The sequence below is a fragment of the Mesorhizobium sp. ANAO-SY3R2 genome, from assembly GCF_042466635.1.
GTDB lineage: Bacteria > Pseudomonadota > Alphaproteobacteria > Rhizobiales > Rhizobiaceae > Aminobacter.
In genome coordinates, this window is sequence record NZ_CP159955.1 from 1717343 (window position 1) to 1738409 (window position 21067).

General features: G+C 62.1%; 20 protein-coding genes, 1 tRNA gene and 1 pseudogene. 17 read left to right on the forward strand and 5 right to left on the reverse strand.

Going from position 1 to position 21067, the window contains the following annotated elements; genetic code table 11:
- Nucleotides 1-80: 80 nt before the first annotated feature.
- A complete protein-coding gene (locus tag ABSY17_RS13060) occupies nt 81-1040 on the reverse strand; it encodes a S1C family serine protease (RefSeq protein ID WP_378951222.1) in 960 nt (319 codons plus the stop codon).
- Between the two features lie 181 nt (nt 1041-1221).
- Here ABSY17_RS13060 and ABSY17_RS13065 point away from each other — a divergent pair, with 181 nt between their 5' ends.
- From ABSY17_RS13065 to ABSY17_RS13080, 4 genes are all read left to right on the forward strand, one after another.
- The gene (locus tag ABSY17_RS13065) at nt 1222-2094 is read left to right on the forward strand and encodes a S1C family serine protease (protein WP_378951225.1); all 873 of its coding nucleotides are present in this window, start codon (nt 1222-1224) and stop codon (nt 2092-2094) included.
- 18 nt (nt 2095-2112) lie between these two features.
- On the forward strand, nt 2113-2739 hold the full coding sequence (locus ABSY17_RS13070; protein ID WP_378951228.1) for a response regulator transcription factor: 627 nt from the start codon (nt 2113-2115) through the stop codon (nt 2737-2739).
- 202 nt (nt 2740-2941) lie between these two features.
- Nucleotides 2942-4639, forward strand: a complete 1698-nt coding sequence (locus ABSY17_RS13075) for an FAD-dependent oxidoreductase (protein WP_378951231.1) — start codon at nt 2942-2944, stop codon at nt 4637-4639.
- Complete coding sequence (locus ABSY17_RS13080) at nt 4639-4944, forward strand: UBP-type zinc finger domain-containing protein (protein ID WP_378951234.1); 306 nt, start codon at nt 4639-4641, stop codon at nt 4942-4944. The genes ABSY17_RS13075 and ABSY17_RS13080 overlap by 1 nt, the downstream gene beginning before the upstream one ends.
- 1035 nt (nt 4945-5979) lie before the next feature.
- Here ABSY17_RS13080 and ABSY17_RS13085 read toward each other — a convergent pair.
- Nucleotides 5980-6216, reverse strand: a complete 237-nt coding sequence (locus ABSY17_RS13085; protein WP_378951237.1) for a helix-turn-helix domain-containing protein — start codon at nt 6214-6216, stop codon at nt 5980-5982.
- A gap of 325 nt (nt 6217-6541) precedes the next feature.
- Between ABSY17_RS13085 and ABSY17_RS13090 the strand changes: the two genes are divergently transcribed.
- The 7 genes from ABSY17_RS13090 (at nt 6542) to ABSY17_RS13120 (ending at nt 11484) form a co-directional block, all read left to right on the forward strand.
- The gene (locus tag ABSY17_RS13090) at nt 6542-6721 is read left to right on the forward strand and encodes a DUF6634 family protein (protein ID WP_378951240.1); all 180 of its coding nucleotides are present in this window, start codon (nt 6542-6544) and stop codon (nt 6719-6721) included.
- 417 nt (nt 6722-7138) lie between these two features.
- Nucleotides 7139-8307, forward strand: a protein-coding gene (locus tag ABSY17_RS13095) for an IS3 family transposase (RefSeq protein WP_378942677.1) whose coding sequence is annotated in 2 segments (ribosomal slippage) — nt 7139-7403 and nt 7403-8307 — 1170 coding nt in all. Because the reading frame shifts where the segments join, the coding sequence is not laid out codon by codon here.
- Nucleotides 8308-8512: 205 nt separating this feature from the next.
- On the forward strand, nt 8513-9181 hold the full coding sequence (locus tag ABSY17_RS13100) for an ABC-three component system protein (RefSeq protein ID WP_378951242.1): 669 nt from the start codon (nt 8513-8515) through the stop codon (nt 9179-9181).
- Complete coding sequence (locus ABSY17_RS13105; protein WP_378951245.1) at nt 9169-9687, forward strand: ABC-three component system middle component 2; 519 nt, start codon at nt 9169-9171, stop codon at nt 9685-9687. The genes ABSY17_RS13100 and ABSY17_RS13105 overlap by 13 nt, the downstream gene beginning before the upstream one ends.
- 397 nt (nt 9688-10084) lie before the next feature.
- Nucleotides 10085-10405 (forward strand): hypothetical protein, encoded by a 321-nt coding sequence (locus ABSY17_RS13110; RefSeq protein ID WP_378951248.1) that lies wholly within the window; start codon nt 10085-10087, stop codon nt 10403-10405.
- 84 nt (nt 10406-10489) lie between these two features.
- Nucleotides 10490-11245: a hypothetical protein gene (locus ABSY17_RS13115; RefSeq protein ID WP_378951251.1), complete on the forward strand. Its 756-nt coding sequence runs from the start codon at nt 10490-10492 to the stop codon at nt 11243-11245.
- 14 nt (nt 11246-11259) lie between these two features.
- Nucleotides 11260-11484: a hypothetical protein gene (locus ABSY17_RS13120; RefSeq protein ID WP_378951254.1), complete on the forward strand. Its 225-nt coding sequence runs from the start codon at nt 11260-11262 to the stop codon at nt 11482-11484.
- A gap of 49 nt (nt 11485-11533) precedes the next feature.
- On the opposite strand, the pseudogene ABSY17_RS13125 reads toward ABSY17_RS13120, so the two are convergent.
- A pseudogene (locus ABSY17_RS13125) lies at nt 11534-12018 on the reverse strand (transposase); the annotation flags it as partial.
- Between the two features lie 742 nt (nt 12019-12760).
- Nucleotides 12761-12836, reverse strand: a tRNA-Lys gene (locus tag ABSY17_RS13130).
- A 219-nt stretch (nt 12837-13055) separates the two neighbouring features.
- On the opposite strand from ABSY17_RS13130, the gene ABSY17_RS13135 reads away from it, so the two are divergent.
- The 5 genes from ABSY17_RS13135 to ABSY17_RS13155 all read left to right on the forward strand — a co-directional run bounded on the left by ABSY17_RS13135 (nt 13056) and on the right by ABSY17_RS13155 (nt 18621).
- Nucleotides 13056-13394, forward strand: coding sequence for a hypothetical protein (locus ABSY17_RS13135; protein ID WP_378951257.1), 339 nt, complete (start codon nt 13056-13058; stop codon nt 13392-13394).
- A 208-nt stretch (nt 13395-13602) separates the two neighbouring features.
- A complete protein-coding gene (locus ABSY17_RS13140; RefSeq protein ID WP_378951260.1) occupies nt 13603-14349 on the forward strand; it encodes a cytochrome c biogenesis CcdA family protein in 747 nt (248 codons plus the stop codon).
- A 99-nt stretch (nt 14350-14448) separates the two neighbouring features.
- Entirely contained in the window at nt 14449-15819 is a 1371-nt protein-coding gene (gene glmU, locus ABSY17_RS13145; RefSeq protein WP_378951263.1) for a bifunctional UDP-N-acetylglucosamine diphosphorylase/glucosamine-1-phosphate N-acetyltransferase GlmU, read from the forward strand.
- Between the two features lie 147 nt (nt 15820-15966).
- Nucleotides 15967-17790 carry a glutamine--fructose-6-phosphate transaminase (isomerizing) gene (gene glmS / locus ABSY17_RS13150; RefSeq protein WP_378951266.1) on the forward strand — a complete coding sequence of 608 codons (1824 nt, stop codon included), beginning with the start codon at nt 15967-15969 and terminating at the stop codon, nt 17788-17790.
- Nucleotides 17791-17865: 75 nt separating this feature from the next.
- Entirely contained in the window at nt 17866-18621 is a 756-nt protein-coding gene (locus ABSY17_RS13155) for a DUF502 domain-containing protein (RefSeq protein ID WP_378951269.1), read from the forward strand.
- Here ABSY17_RS13155 and recG read toward each other — a convergent pair.
- The gene (gene recG / locus ABSY17_RS13160) at nt 18573-20681 is read right to left on the reverse strand and encodes an ATP-dependent DNA helicase RecG (RefSeq protein ID WP_378951272.1); all 2109 of its coding nucleotides are present in this window, start codon (nt 20679-20681) and stop codon (nt 18573-18575) included. The two genes, ABSY17_RS13155 and recG, sit on opposite strands and share 49 nt — an antisense overlap.
- Before the next feature lie 92 nt (nt 20682-20773).
- Between recG and ABSY17_RS13165 the strand changes: the two genes are divergently transcribed.
- Nucleotides 20774-21061 (forward strand): succinate dehydrogenase assembly factor 2, encoded by a 288-nt coding sequence (locus ABSY17_RS13165; RefSeq protein ID WP_378951275.1) that lies wholly within the window; start codon nt 20774-20776, stop codon nt 21059-21061.
- The last annotated feature ends 6 nt before the right edge of the window (nt 21062-21067 follow it).

Sequence of the window (21067 nt, forward strand, 5' to 3'; positions counted from 1 at the left end):
CACCAGTTCCTTGTGAACGGTTGAACTGCGAAGCCACGGCGACCAGTATTCCGGCAGCCAGGCCTTGCAGCGGCGGTCCGTCAGGAGCGTGCAGCCGGCGTTACGGTCGCCTGGCGGACTCCGGTGCGGTTGATCACTGCAAACACCGTTTCCCTGCCGATCCTTTCGGCGTCCAGCATTCGCACCAGATCGTCGACGCCGCCGACGGCGTGACCGTCGATGGCAACGATGATGTCGCCTTCCTTCAACCCGGCTTTCGCAGCCGGTCCGTCCGCCTCGACTGCGCGCAACCGCACCGCCGCGCGACTGGTCACGGCTGCTAGCAGGGCCGCGCGGCGCGGCAGGGCGACCGTGTCGGCCGACACGCCAATAAGGGCGCGGCGCACGCGCCCGAAACGGATGATCTCCGCAATGACGAAACTGGCCGTATTCGAGGCGACGGCAAAGGCGATGCCTTGGGCGCCGCGGATCGTGGCGGTGTTGACGGCGACAACTTCGTCGGCCGACGATACCAGCGGTCCGCCGGAGTTGCCCGAGTTGAGCGCGGCGTCGGTCTGGATCACGTCGTCGATGAGCCGGCCGCTCAAGGCGCGCATCGACCGGCCCAGGGCCGAGATGACACCGGTCGTCACCGTCCACTCAAAGCCGAGAGGATTGCCGATGGCAATGGCGATCTGGCCGCGACGCAGGCGCTTCGAATCCCCGAGCGGAGCGAAGTTGGAAAAATGACCGTCGGCACGCACTAGGGCAATGTCGGTATCGGCGTCGCGGCCAAGCACGCGCCCATCAGCAGACGTGCCGTCGGGCATTGCGACACGAACGGCGCGTGCCTCGCCGACAACGTGGAAGTTCGTGACGATCAGCCCGTCCGGCGCAATGACGAAGCCCGAGCCCTGGCCAGCCGCGCGGCGGCCGTCGGCAACGGGTCCGATACGGCACACGGTCGGTCCGATGCGGTCGACCGCATCGGCGACGGTGGAAGAGTAGGCATCAAGCAGGCCGGCATCATGGGGCTGCTGGTCAGTCGCGGGCAGGGCCATAGGGGCCTCCATGTCAGTCGAACCATCGATGCCTATATGTGCTGTGTGCGCCGGTGTACCGCGACCTGACCTGATGGCTAGTGACTAGCCGTTCCTAGCCATCAGGCGAGTTGGAAGCGCCAAGCGGTGCAGCAATATCTGGGTTCCGGAAACTCTCAACGGCCTGACCCAGGAGTGCGTGATGACCAGTTTTAACCTTGCCGCCTTTTCCGATGCAGTCGCCGACATCGCCGAACAGGCGGCGTCCGTCACCGCAAGCTTTTCTACCCATCATGGCCGGACCGCGACGGCCTTCCACTGGGGCGATGGGCTCTACGTCGCCGCCGAGGAAACCGTCGAGCCGGACGAGGAGGTGCAGCTGACCTTGCCCGGCGGCGAGTCTATGACGGCCGAACTGATCGGTCGCGATCCTTCGACCGGCGTAGCCCTGCTGAAGCCTTCGACAGCCGCCAGCGGCACAAGCTTCAAAAAGGCAGGGCCGGTGCGCCTCGGCGACGTCGTCGTCGCGGCCGGGCGTGAGGGCGCTTCGCCTCTTGCCGTGTTCGGCTCGGTGGGGGAGATCGGGCCTATGTGGCGATCCCTACGCGGCGGCGCCATCGACCGCCGCATCAATCTGGCCGTGATGGCGGGCGGTAGGTTCGAGGGCGGGCCGGTACTCGATGCCCGTGGCGGCCTGGTCGGGATGTTGCTCTTCGGACCGCGCCGCCGGGCGCTGGTCATTCCCTACGAGACGATCGAACGTACCGTTGCGACGTTGCGCGAAAAAGGCCACGTCCTGCGCGGCTATCTTGGCGCCAGCCTGTATCGCATCCACCACGGCCCTGTGCAGGGCGCCATGGTCATGGGGCTCGACGACGACGGGCCGGCGAAGGCCGCCGGCATTGCGCTGGGCGACATCGTCACCGCCTGGAACGGGGAACCGGTGCGTGGGTCGCGTGAACTGATCCTTCGGCTGGGGCCGGACAGCGCAGGTGCCGCGGTCACGCTGGGGATCTTGCGCGGCGGCGAGGTGCGTGACGTGGCGATCACGATCGGCGAAAAACCCCTGATCTGAGAGGGCCGGGTGCAGGCTATGCCGGAAACGCAACACAGGCTGCTCGTTCTGGTGGCGCTCGGCGACGCGGCATCGAGCGAGCAGCTTGCCCTTCGCCTGTCGGGGGAAGATGGACTGATGCCGGTGACGGCCGGGGATCTGACCGAAGGTGACCGCGCCGACGTGGTGATCGTCGATGACGAAACCGCGAGCAGCGCGCGGACGCTGGGCGCACCAGCGCTGGTCCTCTCCTCCCTAGCGACGCACCGGCCGGCGGTCGCGGCGGTGTTGCCGCGGGACGCTGATGTGGCGCTGATCGCTGCGGCCGCACGGCTTGCCGCTGCAGGCTATCGCGTCACTTGTACGTCAGCTGAAATGGATGAGGGCGACGGCAGGCTTGACGCCGCTAACGGGCGCCTGGGTGGCGGTCTGTCGGCCGGTGGCGAGGCAGATCACGACGCGTCTTCGATCCGGTTGTCGCCGCGCGAGGCGGAGGTGCTGGCACTGCTTGCCGAGGGCGCGTCGAACAAGGTGATCGCCCGGCATCTCGACATTTCCGTACATACCGTCAAGTTCCACGTTGCGGCGATCCTGGTGAAGCTCGGCGCGGCCAACCGCACCGATGCCATCGCCACGGCGATGCGGCACGGGCTGGTGCTGGTCTAGCATGCCGTTGAAAAAGTGCGCCCCGTCGCCGCCCCCGACCGGCCGAGCGCGGGCAATGCCACCTGCGCTCCTCAATCGTACCCTTTCGTCGGTTGAACAAGAGAAGTTGCGTGGATGGTCGGCGAGAGCCGGTGCTCCCACTCCCCTCTGATGGCACAACAAGCCACTTCAAACCTCGCCACTGTAGCGGTACGATCGTCACATGGCTCCTGCCGCAAGCTCGACCATCGACGCCCGTCGTGACCAGATGTTTCTCGTGCTGGCCGATGCGGATGTCGAGCGCATGCGCCGGTTTGGTGAGGCCAGATTCTACGCAACCGGTGAACGTATAGTCACAGCCGGCGAGGTGTCGCCCGGGCTGATCGTCATCCTGTCGGGCAGGGCCGACCTCACGCAGGATGGCGGACTTGGCCAGCGCGAGGCGATCATCAACTGCGGCCCGGGTAACTTCATCGGCGAGTTGGCGCAGCTGTCGGACCGCCCCTCGCTGGTCAATGCCGAGGCAATCGAACCGGTCGAGGCCGTTGTCATTCCCTCGCAGCGTCTACGGGACCTGATAGTGCAGGAGGCAAGTCTCGGGGAGCGCGTCATGCGAGCCCTGATCCTGCGCCGCGTCGGCCTCCTGGAGAGTGGTATCAGCGGGCCGACCATCATCGGCCCGCACGGCAAGGGCGACATGCTGCGGCTGCAGGGCTTTCTGACCCGCAGCGGCTTGCCGCATCGCGCCCTCGATTCTGACACCGATCCTTGCGCCAAGACCCTGATCGAGCGCTTCCACATCGATACGCACCACCTGCCAATCGTGCTCACGCCAAACGGCAAGCTGTTGCGCAATCCGCGCGAGAACGACCTCGCCCGTTGCCTCGGCCTGCTGCGGCCCGTGGATGCCAACAAAGTCTACGATGTCGCAATTGTCGGCGCAGGCCCTGCCGGACTGGCGGCCGCGGTCTATGCGGCCTCGGAAGGGCTTTCGACTATCGTGCTCGACTGCCGCGCCTTCGGCGGGCAGGCAGGTGCTTCCTCGCGCATCGAAAATTATCTTGGCTTCCCGACCGGCATTTCGGGAATGGCGCTGATGGCGCGCGCCTACAACCAGGCACAGAAGTTCGGCGCCGAATTGGTGATACCCGACGAGGTGAAGCTGCTCAGTACCGCTGCCGACAGTTCAGACGCCCGCTACGCGCTCGATGTAGGTGACGGCGAGACCGTGCGGACGCGCACCGTGGTGATCGCGAGCGGAGCACGCTATCGTCGCCTCGAGATCCCGAACCTGGCGCAGTTCGAGGGGGCGTCGGTGCACTATTGGGCTTCGCCGATTGAGGCGCACCTTTGCGAGGGCAGGGAAGTGGCCCTAGTTGGCGCCGGCAATTCGGCCGGTCAGGGGGCTGTCTATCTGGCCAACCATGCGAAGAAGGTGACGCTGTTGGCACGTCGCGGCAGTCTCGATGAGACCATGTCTCGCTATCTGGTCGAGCGCATCGCGGCACAGCCGAACATCGAGGTACAAACCGAGACCGAGATCGAGGTGCTCGAAGGTCATGGCGGCAATCTTGATCAGGTGCGCTGGCGCCACCATGCCACCGGGAGGGAAACGACACGCGCCATAAGTCATGTCTTTTTGTTCATTGGCGCCGACCCGAACACGGACTGGCTGGTGGACTGCGACGTGGCACTCGACGCCAAGGGCTTCGTGCGCACCGGACCGGATCTGACGCCGACGACCGGCCTGCTGGAGACAAGCCGTCGTGGCGTGTTTGCCATCGGCGACGTCCGCTGCGGCTCCATCAAGCGTGTCGCTGCCGCCGTCGGCGAAGGAGCCCAGGTGGTGGCGTCGCTGCATGCCTATCTTGCGCAGAACGGCGGCCGCACCGTTGTGCCTGAAGCGGCGAGGAGACCGTGATGGATGAATGCAGGCATACGAGAGACATCAAGGACGTCACGCCAAGCGCACTCGGCTGCGAGGAATGCCTGAAGATCGGATCGCCATGGGTGCATTTGCGGATCTGCCGTAGCTGCGGCCATGTCGGCTGCTGCGACGACTCGCCCAACCGACACGCCACCAAGCATTTTCAAGCGACCCGCCATCCGATCATTGAGGGCTACGACCCTCCGGAAGGTTGGGGGTGGTGCTATGTCGACGAGCTATTCATCGACCTAGGTGACCGCACCACGGCGCAGAACGGCCCGATCCCACGCTTCTACTAACCTTGGTCGGACCTTCGGAGGGCATGGGCTTGAATTGAGTCACGCCCTCAGTCGATGCATTCCCATGCCCACCGCGCCCCGAAGGGTCGCCTCATTACCGGTTTGCTCTACCCCGGCAAACTTGAGTTCCGGATTCTTGGGGCTGGCCGCTTATGCGTTCGCCGTTTCATTTCCAAAACGAGACTGTCTGTTTTGGGGTCTTCGGGTGCCGTTCCTCCGAGGTGTCGGAAGAGTTCATTGCGAAGGCCATCACCACGTTTAGACGCATGTACGTGCATCGCATAGAGAAGAGGCAACATCTGTCTGGCCTTTCCTTGGTTGATGACCAAGTGTCAGACTTGCGGATGTTGATGGCCACCCGTTTCCTGCCAAGGCAGGAGGAGAGAGACCACCCCGTGACCGTCTTCCGATGTCGAGTTTGAAACCGACTAGCAGTTGCGGCTAGCTGTTCTGAACAGCGCCAGCGGCTTTACGGATCACGTCAAGTACGAAGTTGGGATTGGTGGCAACATCCCACCCCCACTTCACCAGGATGCGGCACACACGAATGGCAGCAACGGGTCACTTCCACGCATACCAAATAGGCTTCAGGTGCGTTCGTCGAGCGAAAGATCTGCCAAACGGCAACCCAGCCGGAGTTTCGGCCGGCGCGGTTGACCAGCTTGCGTCCCAAAAACCGCAGTCCGGCGGGATTTGTATGGCCTCAGATCGACGCAGAGAATGTTGGGGCAGGGGCTTTTGGCGGGTGAAGCGGAATAGAAGTGAGAACCACGATTCAAGTTGGTTTATCAGTATCTTAAGAGAAAGTATAAGAAGGAAGACCCCGCGCAGGAGATGGCCAACACAATCATCGCGCTGCATGTAGAGGGGCTCGGCTTCAAACGCATAGCGAAAAACCTGGGCCTCGCGCCAAGGGCAGTCCAACTCGTTTTGACGAAGGCGAAGCGCTTATGACAGTTTTTCAGGGCCAGTGCTCGTTGCATTGGCGCACGAGCTTGTCGACGTCTAGCTACCTGTCGATCTTCATGCTCTCTTTCAGACACCCTTTCGGATTCTGATCGCTGGTCCGTCCGTTGCGGTTTCCGGCACGAACTGGATGCCTGCTTGCTCCAGTGCCTTTTGCACGCGCATGCTCGTATCGAGGCGGACCGGCTCGCGGGATTCAATGCGGACGAGCGAGCGTTTGCTTACCCCCGCCATCTTGGCGAGGTCCTTGGCGCTGATGTCGAGCAGAACGCGCGCAGCGCGGAGGAAGTCGTAGGAAGCCTGCATGGGGGTGTTCTAACGAGGATTCGCGCGCACATCCAGGAGTCCGCGACTGCACATTTCAACTTCTGGCGTCTCGACGCCAGAATGGCGACGCCATAAGGAACGGAGCAGATTTTGAAGAATCGCCGGGGATCCGAACGAAACGAATCCTTGGCTGCCACCGGAGAGTTCGATTGATGATCACGTTCAGGCAGTGCAGCGGCAATCAAGATGCGATCTTCGATTTCGAGGTGGCGCGTCTGGCGAGGTTGGTTGCGGACTTGGAGCAGATCCGTGCCGGTACGTCGCCTGAGCATCTAACGAGTGGCCAGGTTCCTGTCCTCGATCGGTGGGTAGGCCACCCTGCCTTGCAGGGCTATCGTCCGGCCACCCCAAGCTGCCCGGCACGCAGCGGCCAATCAGAACGTCCGACGTCTGGCTAGTGTCCCAGGATTGGGGGTGGGCACGTACTCTTTCGCGGTGGTATCGGCTCGGCCGGCCCGCCGAGCTTCAAAGTCTCGATTCGTAAGGTGGCGTTGTGACTAACCGAACCTCTCAGCATCATCGCCATGTCGAGCGTCGCACGAAGGCAGCAGGCGTCGGCATCAGCCGGGTGCTTACGAGCTTCAGTTCTGGGACGCGATCAGGAAGTCGAGGTAGGAAACACCAGCGTCGAGGGAACCTCCTCCAGTCGAGAGCTGTTTGGAGTCCGCGATCGGGACAAAGCGGCCACCAAGCGACATGGTTTGGGTGGCAACGTGATTGTACGCGCCACGGGCGCGCCTGCTCTATCTGACATGTCTGATAGGTCACTACGTACTCAGTGGAGGACCGAATCCTGCACTGCCACGCTTATGGGAAAGGATCGCTAATGACGATGTGGTCTGCCCCCTGAAAAGTGGTCCTCCCTTATGTATGGCTTTTGAGCCGATGGAGGACTTAGGAAATGGCCAGGAAGAGACACAGCGCGGAAGAGATCGTCACGAAGCTGCGGCAGGTTGATGTTCTGACTTCGCAGGGCAAATCGGTTGCGGAAGCGGTCCGATCGATAGGTGTGACGGAAGTTACATATTATCGTTGGCGGTCGGAATACGGAGGCCTGAAGGGCGATCAGGTCAAGCGGCTGAAGGAACTTGAGACGGAGAATGCGCGGCTTCGGCGCGCCGTCTCCGACCTGACCCTGGACAAGATGATCCTGGCGGAAGCTGCGCGGGGAAACTTCTAAGCCCCGCACGTCGCCGGGCCTGCGTGGATCATGTTGTTGCCGAGCTTGGCGTCCGCGAACGACGGGCGTGCCGGGTTCTTGGTCAGCACCGCTCCACGCAGCGCAAGGTTCCAACGACACCGGATGATGAAGCGGCTTTGACTGCCGACATCATCGCGCTTGCCATCCAATATGGCCGCTACGGTTATCGCCGCATCACGGTGATGCTGCATCGTGCGGGCTGGGTGGTGAACGTCAAACGGGTCGAGCGGATCTGGCGGCGTGAGGGGCTGAAGGTTCCGCAAAAGCAGCCCAAACGAGGCCGTCTGTGGCTGAATGACGGTTCCTGCATCCGGCTGCGGCCGGAGTATCCCAACCATGTCTGGTCCTACGACTTCGTCGAAGATCGCACCCACAACGGAAGGAAATTCCGCATGCTCAACGTGATCGATGAGTTCACAAGGGAATGCATCGCAATCAAGGTGAGCCGGAGGTTGAAGGCCGTCGACGTGATCGACGCTCTGTCCGACCTGTTCATCCTGCGCGGCATCCCTGGCCACATTCGATCCGACAATGGCCCCGAGTTCATCGCCAAAGCCTTGCGTGAATGGATCGCCACCGTCGGTGCCAAAACTGCCTACATCATGCCCGGCAGCCCTTGGGAAAATGGCTATTGCGAGAGCTTCAACTCGAAGCTTCGTGATGAACTGCTCGATGGAGAAATCTTCTACACGCTGAAGGAGGCCCAGATCGTCATCGAAGGCTGGCGGCAACATTACAATACGGTGCGACCGCATTCATCGTTGGGCTACAAACCGCCTGCGCCGGAAGCGATCCTGTGGCCGGCTGCGCAACCCGGACCAGCTTCGCCGGCCACCCCGGCCATAGCGCCAAGACCCATCATGCACTAAAATTGAACCCGGACCACCTGAGGGGGGCAGGCCAGCACCGCATGGAAGGCGAGTGGGACAATTTCTAGTGCAAGCAGTTAAGCCGCACCCTATCCATGCCCAATGTCCTGGTGGAGCTAGGCAAGATATTCATGCACACGGCGGCTGGCGAATATAAGGTGCCTCGGGCCTACATGTTTGTTGCGCCGCAGGGGGCCAGCGGGCCGTGCAGCAAGCCATAGCGCATCCCAAAAAGCTGCAGTCTAGGTTCGTCGATGTGTGGGATGCCGAGATCGCCCACCGATTGGTGGAGAACGCCAAGGTACCGCTTACAGCCGAAATCGAGGCCGCCATCATGGCTTTCGACTTTACCAAACTCACTTGGCTGGACGCGGGGCGGCTGGTCGATGACCCTGCGTGCAAAGCCGCTTTGGTCAAATGGTTCGGCGACGACCCAGGTCGTGCACCCCGCGGCGTGGTGCCAGCCGAAATGCAAGACGAGGAGTCGTCCAATGTCAGCCAATTCCTGGTGCTTTACGGTGCCAAGGGCCCCGACACATACCCCGATGCCGCGTCTGCCGCAGTCAGCCCCGAATACGGACGCCACTTCACCGACCAGCGGACGCGGTTTTTCGACGCCGAGGCATTCGATCGCTTTTACCGCGACTCGACGCCGGCGGATTATCTCGTGACTTTTAAGGACGAGATCTATCTTGATGTCGTCGATGTCCATGGTGAACCCCACGCCGACGGTCTCGTCAAACTGTCCCAGGTCATGAAGCACGCTGGCGTTCTTCAAGCCTCGGGGATTTTGGGCAAGCATGCGGGCCCCCAGGTCAAACAAGGGACTTGCCATCAATTCGCAAACGAAGGGCGTCTCCCTTGGCATCCATAGACGAAAGCAAAAGACAGGCCCATCCCTTCAACAGCACGCTGGAGACGGGCATCCGTGCCCTCGTTGTGCTTGATGCCATGTATCCGAGGCGCTGCGACCTTATGGAAATGACATGGCTCGACCATCTCGTGGTGCATACCGGCGACCTCGATGGCGACGATGTGCCCGAGAGCCTGCATCCTGATCTTCCCAACAGGGTAGGTGAATTGCTGGTCCGGCGTCAGCTCGTCGAGCGAAGCCTGCGACTGATGCAGCAGTTTCACCTGATCGAGGTGTTCGACACTGAAGCGGGCGTCGAATTCGCCGCCGGCGAAGACGCTCCCAGCTATCTTGACCTGTTGCGCACCCCGTATTCCGTCGCGCTCAAGCAGCGTGCCGGGTGGATGGCGCGTCAACTTTCCTATATGACCACGGCGCAGCTCCGCCAATTGATCGATGACCGTATCGGGCGTTGGACAGCGGAATTCCGCGCAGATGAAGCCCCAACTGGCTCGAGTATCATATGAGGGGTATCCGACTACGACATCTGGCCTTTACCGGGCCAAACGTGCCTGACGCCGAACTCACGTTCGGCGATGGGTTGAACATCCTTTATGGCGCTTCGAACACTGGCAAGTCGTTCACCGCCCAGACCATTCTCTTTATGATGGGCGCAGTGAAGAATCTGCCTGTCACGGAAGAGGTCGCCAAGTACGATGGAGTGTGGCTCGGCCTCACGCTGCCCGACGGAAACGAGATTACACTTTACCGTGCCTCCCGCGGGGGGCCATTCAAGAAGTACGATGGTCTGGTCAAGGCCGCCGGGACACTCACAGGTACGTCCCTTCTCGGTCAACATGACCATAGGCGAAGTGACACGGTCTCCCAGCTTCTGCTCGAGGCCATCGGCCTGGCTGGTATGCCGTGGTTTCTGAAGAGGCGATCATCGCCCAGCGGAGCCCCGTGCTTTATTCCGGAGCACCGACCGAACGCACTCTGGAGCAAAATCTCTTCAAGCTGCTGCTGACCGGGATCGACGATTCCGCAACGGTGGAGGTTCAGAAGCCGGGCGATAAGAAGGTGGCCAAGGCCGCTAAGATCGAACTGCTCGACGAGTGGATCGGCAAGCTCGACGAACAACTTGGTGAAGATGTCGCCGATGAAGATGAGATCAACGTTCAGCTCGATCGTCTGGACAACAGTTCGGAAGGTCTATGGGACCGGTTGCGCCTGGCCCAGTCTTAGCTTGATGACCTGATCCGGAGGCGCCGGGCTCTTCTCGATCGCAGGCAGGAAAATGAGCTGCGTCTCGACGAGCTCGATGTCACATTGCAGCGCTTCGCCCGTCTCAATGCCGTCTATTCGTCCGATCTCGAGCGACTACGGTCCATCGAAGAGGGTGGTTATGTCCTGGTAGCGTTGGCGGACAGGGAATGCCCGATATGCGGGGCGCCACCTGAGGCTCAGGTTCACGACCACGGGGGTAGAGAGATCGCGTTGGCGCACGCGGCCGCAGCGGCCGAAACCCGCAAGATCGAAGTCGAGCAGTGCGAGCTTACCCAGACCGTATTAGCACTGCGGGGCGAGGCGGCCAGCCTCCGGCGGGTAGTCAAGGAATTGACTGACCAAATCGAGGAAATCGACAGCCAAATCGAAAACGACAGGCCGCTCGAAGCCATGGCGCGAAGTAACTATGAGACCTATGCTTCGGCAAGGGCGGACCTACAGAGGGTCGTCGACGTTTACACGCGCCGTGCCGAACTTGTCGCGAGCAGGGAAGAAATCGATGGCCAGAGCACCAAGCGGGAAGGTGACGCGTTGGCAGTAGGGCCAGATTCCACCGTTGCGTTTGCCTTCGGTGCATCGGTGAAAGCCGTCCTCAAAGAGTGGAAATTCCCGGATGCCGACAAGGCCCAGTTCGACCTGTTGACCAACGACATTATGATCGGCGGCAAACCGCGATCATCGAACGGCAAGGGCGTCCGGGCAATTCTCCACGCAGCTTTCAACGTCGCGTTGTTCGTTTACCGCATCGAAAAAAGCTGCCACATCCGGGCTTCTTGGCGCTGGATACGCCTCTGCTGACCTATAGGGAGCCGATGCGTTCAGAAAAGCACGGCGCTCTGACGGAAGACGAGCTTGCCCTCAAGGCGACGACTCTTGCCGAAAACTTCTACAAGCACCTGGCGAGCCTGAAGGATCAGGTGCAGTTCATCACAATCGAAAACACCGACCCCCCAACCAGCATAGAGGGACTGGCCAACATCACCACGTTCACCGGCCTCGACGGCAACGATCGGTATGGACTCTTGGCCCGACGCTAAGCGCAGCGTTCGGCAGAGCGGATGGGCAGCCTTGCGTCTGGTGGCTAGCATAGCCGAAGCGCCGGCGCTCGCGCGCGATCTCCCTTATCCGCTCCCGAAGTTGGCGATCGTCGGGCCGCGCGGTCTCGTAGCGCACCGTCATGCGGCAACAGCCGATGGCTTTACACGCCCGCCGTTCGCTCATCCCGAAGGCAGCCTTCAGATGAGCGGCAGCCTTCCGCTTGGCTGCGGGCGTCACCACTTCTTTCCCAACAGATCCTTCAATGCCGCATTGTCTAGCATGGCATCGGCCAAATGCCGCTTCATGCGTGTGTTCTCGTCCTCAAGGCTCTTCAGCCGCTTCGCCTCGGACACGCCCATACCACCGAATTTGGCCTTCCATTTGTAGATCGAGGCATCGCTCACGCCATGCTTGCGGCACAAATCCGCGACCGATACCCCGGTCCCATGCTCCTTCAAAATCCCGATGATCTGCTCATCCGAGAAGCGGCTGCGAAGAAGAGGAATGGTGTGGAACAACCACGGACGGCTCATCATGCGATGGTCGTCTGTCGACGTGCTTGGAATGTCGCTCATCGTATCCAACCAGCGCTGGTGCCGTTTGAGAACCCATTCAGCAGGATGGGATTAAATTATAGCGCGAAGGCCACTCGTCCGGTTGGGTTCGATGAGTTGATGCACATTGTTAGATGCGTCGATATGGCGAACAAACGGTCAATAGGCACCGCGGCGATGGTCGCATTCTTTTGGTTGCAGCGCGAAGAGGATATCATTTCGCGTCTATCGTGGCAGCACTATCGACCGTCCGATGCACCCGACTTCGTGCGAATTTTTCACCACAAGACCGGGCAGCTAGTGGACCTTCCTCTGTACGACGAAGGCGGAACCCCGCTTTGGCCTGAATTGATGCAAAGGTTAGATAGTGAGGCGCGGAGAGGTGACCTGATCATTGTGCGGGACGCACCCGACAGGTCTAAAAAGACTATTCTCCCGTGGATCATAGACAATTTCATACATCGGGTGCGGGACGTCATGACACTGGCTGGCTTTGATTCAAGTGTCACTTTCTTGGGCTTGCGACATGGAGGCAGCACAGAGGCCGCAGACGCAGGCCTGACGGATGCGCAAATTCGCGCATTGAGCGGACACATATCGAATGCGGCCATGCTGCCGTATGCTCAGGCTACCGTTAAGCAGCGCCGCATTGGGGCGCGACTCCGACTGGAGAGCCGAAAAAAAGCCGTTGTCAGAATAGGCCGCTAACGGAGTCAGAATTTGGTGAGCGCGCAGGGATTCGAACCCTGGACCTACTGATTAAAAGTCAGTTGCTCTACCGGCTGAGCTACGCGCTCCCGAAGGCCGCGTTGTGGCCCCGAAATTGGGCCGGAACATAGGGAGAGCGCTTCCACGGGTCAACCGGAAAAACGTGATCTCCAACAGACAGTTTCACGTCACCGGGTTGCGATCTCGGTGCCGGCAATATTGCCCGGCACTGATGTTGCTGGCGCAACGCCGTACTGTTAAACGAAACTGCCCAATATCGGGCTGCCTATCGATCTGGACATTGATAAATGCATACCCTTTTGAAAGTCGCCGTTGCTTCGGTGTTGGCCGTTTCGGCTCTTCCGGCTGTCGCACAGGCAGATGATCTGGTCTTTACGCTCAAGAACGGCACCAAATCTGTGCTGACCAATTTCTACGCGTCGCCGGTTGGCGTCGACAAGTGGGAAGAGGATATCTTCGGCCGCGATACGCTGGCGCCCGGCGAGACGATGCAGATCACCATCGCCGATGGCCGTCGCGCTTGCGACTACGACATGCGATTCGAATTCGAGGAAGGTTCCGACCTCGACACGACCACCGACAAGCAGAATCTCTGCGAACTCGGCGAATACACGATCCATGAATAATTGAGGGCGCTGCGGCGCTGAATCGGAGCACGATCCTCTCCGAAGGCTGGTTCCCACCGTTCGCTGCGCGGGCCTTCGGTTCGGGATCATGCTCCAGAATATCGAGGGGCCGGGCATGCGGCCCTTCGACCTGCCACAGAATGGTGATTGGTACGGCAGCATCGAGCCCGCTATATGCGGCGCCTGAAACAGCGCGGAGCATTTTGGCATGGCATTGGATATCGGTTACCTGAGCGCACTGGGCGCGGGCGCATTGTCTTTCCTGTCGCCCTGCGTGCTGCCGCTGGTGCCGCCTTATCTCTGCTATATGGCTGGCGTTTCGGTCGACGATTTCAAGGTCGAATCCGGGCTGGCGACGGCTTCGCCGACCAGGCGCGCGCTGCTGACCGCATCGGTCTGTTTCGTTCTCGGTTTCTCCACCGTCTTCGTCGCGTTGGGCGCGGGTGCTTCGACCATCGGACAGCTGCTGCGCACCTGGCAGGAGCCACTGGCTATGGCTGCCGGCGTGCTGATCATCCTGATGGGTCTCAACTTCCTTGGCATCCTGCGCATTCCGCTGTTTTCGCGCGAGGCGCGTTTTCATTCGCAGGGCAAGCCGGCGAGCAATCTTGCCGCCTATCTCATGGGCCTCGCCTTCGCGTTCGGCTGGACGCCCTGCATCGGGCCGGTGCTCGGCCCGATCCTGACGCTTGCCGGCGGCCGCGAGACTGTCGCCGAGGGCGCCGCTCTCTTGGCCGTCTACTCGCTCGGTCTCGGCATCCCCTTCCTGATCGCTGCCATGTTCTCCGGAGCGTTCATGCGCTTCCTGTCGAGGTTCAAGGTGCATCTCGGCAAGGTCGAAAAGGTCATCGGCGGCCTGCTGGTCATGGCCGGGGTGCTGTTCCTGACCGGAGGCGTGCAGGCGGCCTCCTATTGGCTGCTCGAGCGCTTCCCGGTGCTTGGCCAGTTGGGGTAGCCCATTCAGGCCCGAATCGTCCGCGCATTGGAGCGGATTGCCAGCAATGCTAGAAAGGTGGCCGATTCCAGCCGCCTTCGAAGAACTCCGGACGACGCCATGACCTCAAGAACCTGCCTGTCGATCATCCTCGCCGCCGGCGAAGGCACGCGCATGAAGAGCGCCATGCCCAAGGTGCTGCACAAGATTGCCGGGCTTGCGATGGTGGCGCATGTGGCGACGACGGCCGAGGCAGCCGGCGCGGGCGATATCGCACTGGTCGTCGGCCATGGCGGCGACGAGGTCAAAAAGGCGGCCGAAGGCTTCGCGCCCAAGGCGGAAGTGTTCGAGCAGAAGGCGCGGCTGGGTACTGCGCATGCGGTGCTGGCAGCACGCCATGCGATCGAACGCGGCTATGACGACCTGCTGGTGATGTTCGGCGACACGCCGTTGATCGAAGCTGAATCGCTCGCTGCTGCGCGGGCAAAGCTGGCTGAAGGCGCTGCCGTTGTGGTCATCGGCTTCCGCCCGCCGAATCCTGCCGGCTATGGCCGGCTGATCGAGAAGGACGGTCGCCTGGTTGCCATCCGCGAGGACAAGGATTGCAGCGACGACGAGCGAAAGATCGGCTTCTGCAATGCCGGGCTGATGGCGGTGTCGGGGTCTCAGGCGCTGAAACTGCTCGACCAGGTCGGCAACGCCAACGCCAAGGGGGAATTCTACCTCACCGACATCGTCGAGCTTGCCGACAGAGCCGGGCTCAAGGTAGTGGCGACCGAAGCCGCCTTTGAAAGCGTGCTCGGCATCAACAACCGCGCCGAACTGGCCGAAGCCGAGGCGATCTGGCAGAAGCGCCGCCGCCGTCAGGCGATGCTCGATGGCGCCACACTGATTGCGCCGGAGACCGTCTATTTCTCGCATGATACCGAAATCGGCACCGATGTGCTGGTCGAGCCGAATGTCTGGTTCGGCCCGGGAGTGAAGGTTGCCGCCTCGGCCACGATCCATGCCTTCAGCCATCTCGAAGGCACGAAAGTCGGGCCGCGCGCCGAGGTCGGACCGTTCGCGAGGCTGAGGCCCGGGGCGGACCTGCACGAGAAGGCCAAGGTCGGCAATTTCTGCGAGGTCAAGAAGGCGACGATCGAGAAGGGCGCCAAGGTAAATCACCTGACCTATATCGGCGATGCGCGGGTCGGCGCCGGCGCCAATATCGGGGCGGGCACCATCACCTGCAACTATGACGGCTATTCGAAATTCTTCACCGACATTGGCGAAGGCGCCTTCATCGGCTCGAATTCGTCGCTCGTCGCGCCGATTGCCATCGGAGCTGGCGCCTATGTGGCCTCAGGCAGTGTGATTACCGACGAGGTGCCGGCCGATTCGCTGGCTTTCGGGCGGGCTCGGCAAAAGACGCTGCCGGGCAAGGGCAAGCAGTTGCGCGAGCGTTTCGCTGACGCTGCGGCAGCGAAGAAGAAATCGGCCGCAGAGTAACTTCACTTCAATCCTGACGTGCAATTCTGCCGCTATTTCGTGCCCCTGTGGCTGATACGGAGCGAAACGGAATGTGACTTCCGCTTCACGCCGGCTCTGCCTAAAAGGCCGACAGGGTTTCGAGCGGGATAGAATGGGGGCGCGCGCATGTGCGGTATCGTCGGAATAGTCGGCCAGACGCCGGTAGCGCCACTGATCGTCGATGCGCTGAAAAGGCTCGAATATCGCGGCTATGATTCCGCCGGCGTGGCGACCATCGAACATGGTGAACTGGCGCGCCGCCGCGCCGAGGGCAAATTGGTCAATCTCGAGCGCCGGCTGAAAGCCGAGCCGCTGGACGGGCTGATCGGCATCGGCCACACGCGCTGGGCGACCCATGGCGTTCCCAACGAGACCAATGCACATCCGCATTTCTCCAGCGGCGTTGCCATCGTCCACAATGGCATCATCGAGAATTTTGCCGAACTGCGCCAGGAACTTACGGCCGACGGCTTCGAGTTTACCTCGCAGACCGACACCGAGGTTGTGGCGCATCTGATCGCACGCGAACTGGCACGCGGCGTGAAACCGGTCGAGGCGGCGCATGCGGCCCTAAAGCGCCTCAACGGCGCCTTTGCGCTGGCCATCATGTTCAAGGGTGACGAGGACCTGATCGTCGGCGCCCGCAACGGCCCGCCGCTGGCCGTTGGCCATGGCGAGGGCGAGATGTTCCTCGGGTCGGATGCGATAGCACTGGCGCCCTTCACCAATTCCATCACTTATCTCGAGGACGGCGACTGGGCGGTGGTGCGCCGCAATCAGTTCCAGATCTACGACATGGCCGGCAATCCGGTTGAACGCCAGCGCCGCCAGTCGGTCGGCACCAGCTATCTGGTCGACAAGGGCAACCACCGCCACTTCATGGAAAAGGAAATCCATGAGCAGCCGGAGGTTATCTCGCACACGCTGGCGCATTATCTGGATTTCACGCAAGGCACCTCGAAGCCGCTCGACCTGCCGTTCAGCTTCGCCGACATCGACCGCATCGCCGTTTCGGCCTGTGGCACGGCATATCTTGCCGGGCTGGTCGGCAAATACTGGTTCGAGCGCCATGCGCGGTTGCCAGTCGACATCGATGTGGCGTCGGAGTTCCGCTATCGCGAGATGCCGATCTCGAAGAAGAGCGCGGCATTCTTCGTGTCGCAATCGGGCGAAACGGCAGATACGCTGGCTTCGCTGCGCTACTGCCGCAAGGCGGGCGTGCCGATCGGCGCCATCGTCAATGTGCGCGAATCGACCATTGCGCGTGAATCCGATGTGACGCTGCCGACTCTGGCCGGGCCGGAGATCGGCGTCGCCTCGACCAAGGCCTTCACCTGCCAGCTTTCGGTCCTCGCGGCACTGACCATCCGTGCGGCTTCCCAGCGTGGAACGATCTCGGCGGACGAGGAAAAGGCGCTGGTGTACAGCCTTTCGGAAGCGCCGCGCTATGCCTCCCAGGTGCTCAAGCTCGACAAGCAGATCGAGAAGGTGGCGCGCGAGCTCGCGTCCTACAAGCACGTGCTCTACCTTGGCCGCGACACCAATTTCCCGCTCGCCATGGAAGGCGCGCTCAAGCTCAAGGAAATCTCCTACATCCACGCCGAGGGCTATGCCGCGGGCGAGCTCAAGCACGGGCCGATCGCGCTGATCGATGAGAACATGCCGGTCATCGTCATCGCGCCGCATGACCGCATCTTTGAAAAGACCGTGTCGAACATGCAGGAAGTGGCGGCACGCGGCGGCAAGATCATCCTGATCACGGACCAGAAGGGGGCGGCCCAGGCGACGGTGGAGACGCTCGAGACGATCGTGCTGCCTGACGTGCCCGAGTTCATCGCGCCGATCATCTATGCGCTGCCGATCCAGATGCTCGCCTACTTCACCGCCGTGTTCATGGGCACCGACGTCGATCAACCGCGCAATCTCGCGAAGTCGGTCACGGTGGAGTAGGGCCGTCCAACTTCGCAGTTCCAAAGCAGCACCGGCTTCACTAATGTTGCGCTGCGAACGGGGCGGCGGTGTACGATGTCAGATACCCACAGGACTTCGGCCATGACCCGGTTGAGGAACTATTTCCTCACCGGCTTCGTCGTCTGCGCGCCGCTGGTGCTGACCATCTACATCGTCTGGTCGTTCGTCGGCTGGGTCGATTCCTGGGTCAAGCCCTACATCCCCACCAACTACAACCCCGACACCTATCTTTCGGTCCGGATCCCCGGATTCGGGTTGATCGTGGCGTTGGTGCTGATCACCCTGATCGGCTTCCTTACCGCCAACTTCATCGGTCGCGCCATCGTCTTATTCGGCGAGCGGCTGCTGACCCGGACGCCGCTTGTGCGTGGGCTCTACAAGGCGCTGAAGCAACTATTCGAGACCGCACTTTCGGACAAGAACGAGATGTTCCGCACCGTCGGCATGGTCGAGTATCCCCGCAAAGGCGTGTGGTCGATCGTTTTTGTCGCTGGCGACAAGCGCAGCGAAATCAACGAAAAGCTGGACCAGGAGGGCGATCCGCTGATGGCCGTCTTCATGCCCTGCACGCCGAACCCAACCACCGGGTTCCTGATGTATGTGCCGAAGTCCGAGGTCGTGCTGCTCGACATGAGCATCGAGGACGGGGCGAAGCTGATCGTGTCGGCCGGGCTGGTGGCGCCGGAAGTCAAGGGCAAGGCTGCCGCGAACGATGTCGTGCTCGAGGGGCCGATGGGCAATCCGGCCGCCGGCACGCTGCCTCAGCCGGCCCTGAGCAGGCGCACCGCTTCATCCCTGCCGAACAAATAGAGCAAGAGCCTGAGCGCCTCGCCGCGCGGCGAGATCAGATCGGGGTCGCGGGCGAGAATCAGCCGGGCGTCGTCGCGGGCGATCTCCAGAAGATCGGCATGGGCCTCGATGCGGGCGACCTGGAAGCCCGGCGTGCCCGACTGGCGCGTGCCCAAAAGCTCGCCTTCGCCGCGCAGCTTCAGATCCTCTTCGGCGATGAGGAAGCCGTCTTCTGTCTCGCGCATCACCGACAGCCGGCGCTTGGCGGTTTCGCCGAGCGGGTCCTTGTAGAGCAGCACGCAGGATGACGGTTTCGAGCCACGGCCGACGCGGCCGCGCAACTGGTGCAACTGGGCGAGGCCGAAGCGCTCGGCATGTTCGATGACCATGATGGTGGCGTCGGGCACGTCGACGCCGACCTCGATGACGGTGGTAGCGATCAGAACACGCGTCTCGCCCGCCTTGAAGGCGCGCATGGCTTCGTCCTTCTCAGCTCCCTTCATGCGGCCGTGGACGAGGCCGAGGTGGCGGCCGAAAACCGGCTCGAGCGAGGCGAAGCGATCCTCCGCCGACATCAGTTTTATCTCCTCGGATTCTTCGACAAGCGGGCAGATCCAGTAGATTTTTTGCCCCTCCGCCACCGCATCCCTGATGCGGCCCACCAGCTCGTCCAGCCGTTCGAGCGGCAGGGTCACGGTGCGGATCGGCTGGCGGCCCGCGGGCTTTTCGGTGAGGCGCGACACATCCATGTCGCCGAAGGCGGTCAGCACCAACGTGCGCGGGATGGGGGTCGCGGTCATCACCAGCATGTCGGGTGCATCGCCCTTGGCGGTGATGGCGAGGCGCTGGTGGACGCCGAAACGGTGCTGCTCGTCGACGACGGCGAGCGCCAGATCGCGGAATTTCACCGCCTCCTGGAACAGCGCATGCGTGCCAATGACGATGTCGATCTCACCGTTTTCGAGATCGGCAAGGATCTGCGCGCGCTCGCGGCCCTTTTCGCGGCCGGTAAGCACCGCGACATTCATGCCGGCGCGTTCAGCCAAGGGCGCAATGGTGGCGAGATGCTGGCGGGCGAGGATTTCGGTTGGCGCCATCAGCGCTGCCTGGCTGCCGGCCTCGACCGCGCGCGCCATGGCGAGCAGTGCGACGACCGTCTTGCCGGCGCCCACGTCGCCCTGCAGCAGGCGCAGCATGCGCTCCGGCTTGGCGAGATCGGCATCGATCTCTTCGAGCGCGCGCTGTTGCGAGCCGGTCAGCGAATAGGGCAGTGCCGCGCGCAGGGCATCGACGATGCGGCCGTCGCCGGTCAGTGGACGCCCGTGCAACTTGCGCACGCGTGCACGGACCAGCGCCAGCGAAACCTGGCCGGCGAGGATTTCATCATAGGCGAGGCGGCGCCAGGCGGCGTTTTCCGGCGAGGCGTCGATTGGATCGGCCGGATTGTGGACGCGCAACAGGGCAGGGGAAAAGGCCGGAAAGCTCTGCCGTCGCATAAGCTCGGGGTCGAGCCATTCGGGAAAAGTGGGCAGGCGTTCGAGCGTTTGGCCGATCGCACGGCGAAGGACCTTTGAGGAGAGGCCGGCGGTCAGCGGATACACCGGCTCCACGAGCGGCAGTTTGTCGGCCTCGCTGGCGAGCGCGATGTGGTCGGGGTGGACCATCGATGGGCGGCCGTTGAACCACTCCATGCGGCCCGAGACGATGACCTTTTCGCCTTCGGGCATCGCCTTTTCGAGATAGGCGGCATGCGCATGGAAGAAGGTCAGCGCGATCTCGCCGGTGTCGTCATGGGCAAACACGCGGTATGGAACCGAGCGATTGCCGCGTGGCGCCGGCTGGTGGCGGTCGATGCGCACTTCAAGCGTGACGATCGCACCTTCTGCGGCGAAGGCGATGCCGGGGCGGTTGCGCCGGTCGATGACGCTGTTGGGGAGCACGAACATCAGGTCGCCGACGCGTGCGGGACGGTCGCCCAGATCGGCAGGCACGACCTTCTCGATCAGTACGGCGACCTTGGGGCCGACACCGGCGAGCGACGTGATGGGCGAAAACAGGGGATCGAGCAATGACGGACGCATGATGTCAGCTTATGCGCTGGAGTTGCCGGGGCAAAGGCTGACAGGGGCGCCTATCCACGCTATATGCGCCCCGACATGCAGGGATTGTGGATATGACCGGAACGACACGTTCGAGCGAAGGGCTGGACACGCGCAGGCGCAAGCTGCTGTTCCGATCATGGCATCGCGGTATGCGCGAGATGGACCTGATCCTCGGCAGCTTTGCCGACGCCAATATCGACCGGTTGAGCGACGAGGAACTCGACCTCTACGAGGTCCTTCTCGACATCACCGACAAGGAACTGCTGTCGTGGATCATCGGCGAGAGCCCGGTGCCGGCGGAAGTCGACCATGAAGTATACCGCCAGATAGTGGCATCGCGCGGCGCCTTCACAGCCTGAGTGAAA

Bases quoted from the DNA above. Each gene is read 5' to 3' on its own strand.
- ABSY17_RS13135 (WP_378951257.1), top strand. From the start codon at position 13,056: ATGCATACCCTTTTGAAAGTCGCCGTTGCTTCGGTGTTGGCCGTTTCG.
- recG (WP_378951272.1), bottom strand. From the start codon at position 20,681: ATGCGTCCGTCATTGCTCGATCCCCTGTTTTCGCCCATCACGTCGCTC.
- ABSY17_RS13165 (WP_378951275.1), top strand. From the start codon at position 20,774: ATGACCGGAACGACACGTTCGAGCGAAGGGCTGGACACGCGCAGGCGC.
- ABSY17_RS13155 (WP_378951269.1), top strand. From the start codon at position 17,866: ATGTCAGATACCCACAGGACTTCGGCCATGACCCGGTTGAGGAACTAT.
- glmS (WP_378951266.1), top strand. From the start codon at position 15,967: ATGTGCGGTATCGTCGGAATAGTCGGCCAGACGCCGGTAGCGCCACTG.
- ABSY17_RS13060 (WP_378951222.1), bottom strand. From the start codon at position 1,040: ATGGCCCTGCCCGCGACTGACCAGCAGCCCCATGATGCCGGCCTGCTT.
- ABSY17_RS13120 (WP_378951254.1), top strand. From the start codon at position 11,260: ATGCGTTCAGAAAAGCACGGCGCTCTGACGGAAGACGAGCTTGCCCTC.
- ABSY17_RS13080 (WP_378951234.1), top strand. From the start codon at position 4,639: ATGGATGAATGCAGGCATACGAGAGACATCAAGGACGTCACGCCAAGC.
- ABSY17_RS13065 (WP_378951225.1), top strand. From the start codon at position 1,222: ATGACCAGTTTTAACCTTGCCGCCTTTTCCGATGCAGTCGCCGACATC.
- ABSY17_RS13070 (WP_378951228.1), top strand. From the start codon at position 2,113: ATGCCGGAAACGCAACACAGGCTGCTCGTTCTGGTGGCGCTCGGCGAC.
- glmU (WP_378951263.1), top strand. From the start codon at position 14,449: ATGACCTCAAGAACCTGCCTGTCGATCATCCTCGCCGCCGGCGAAGGC.
- ABSY17_RS13075 (WP_378951231.1), top strand. From the start codon at position 2,942: ATGGCTCCTGCCGCAAGCTCGACCATCGACGCCCGTCGTGACCAGATG.
- ABSY17_RS13140 (WP_378951260.1), top strand. From the start codon at position 13,603: ATGGCATTGGATATCGGTTACCTGAGCGCACTGGGCGCGGGCGCATTG.
- ABSY17_RS13085 (WP_378951237.1), bottom strand. From the start codon at position 6,216: ATGCAGGCTTCCTACGACTTCCTCCGCGCTGCGCGCGTTCTGCTCGAC.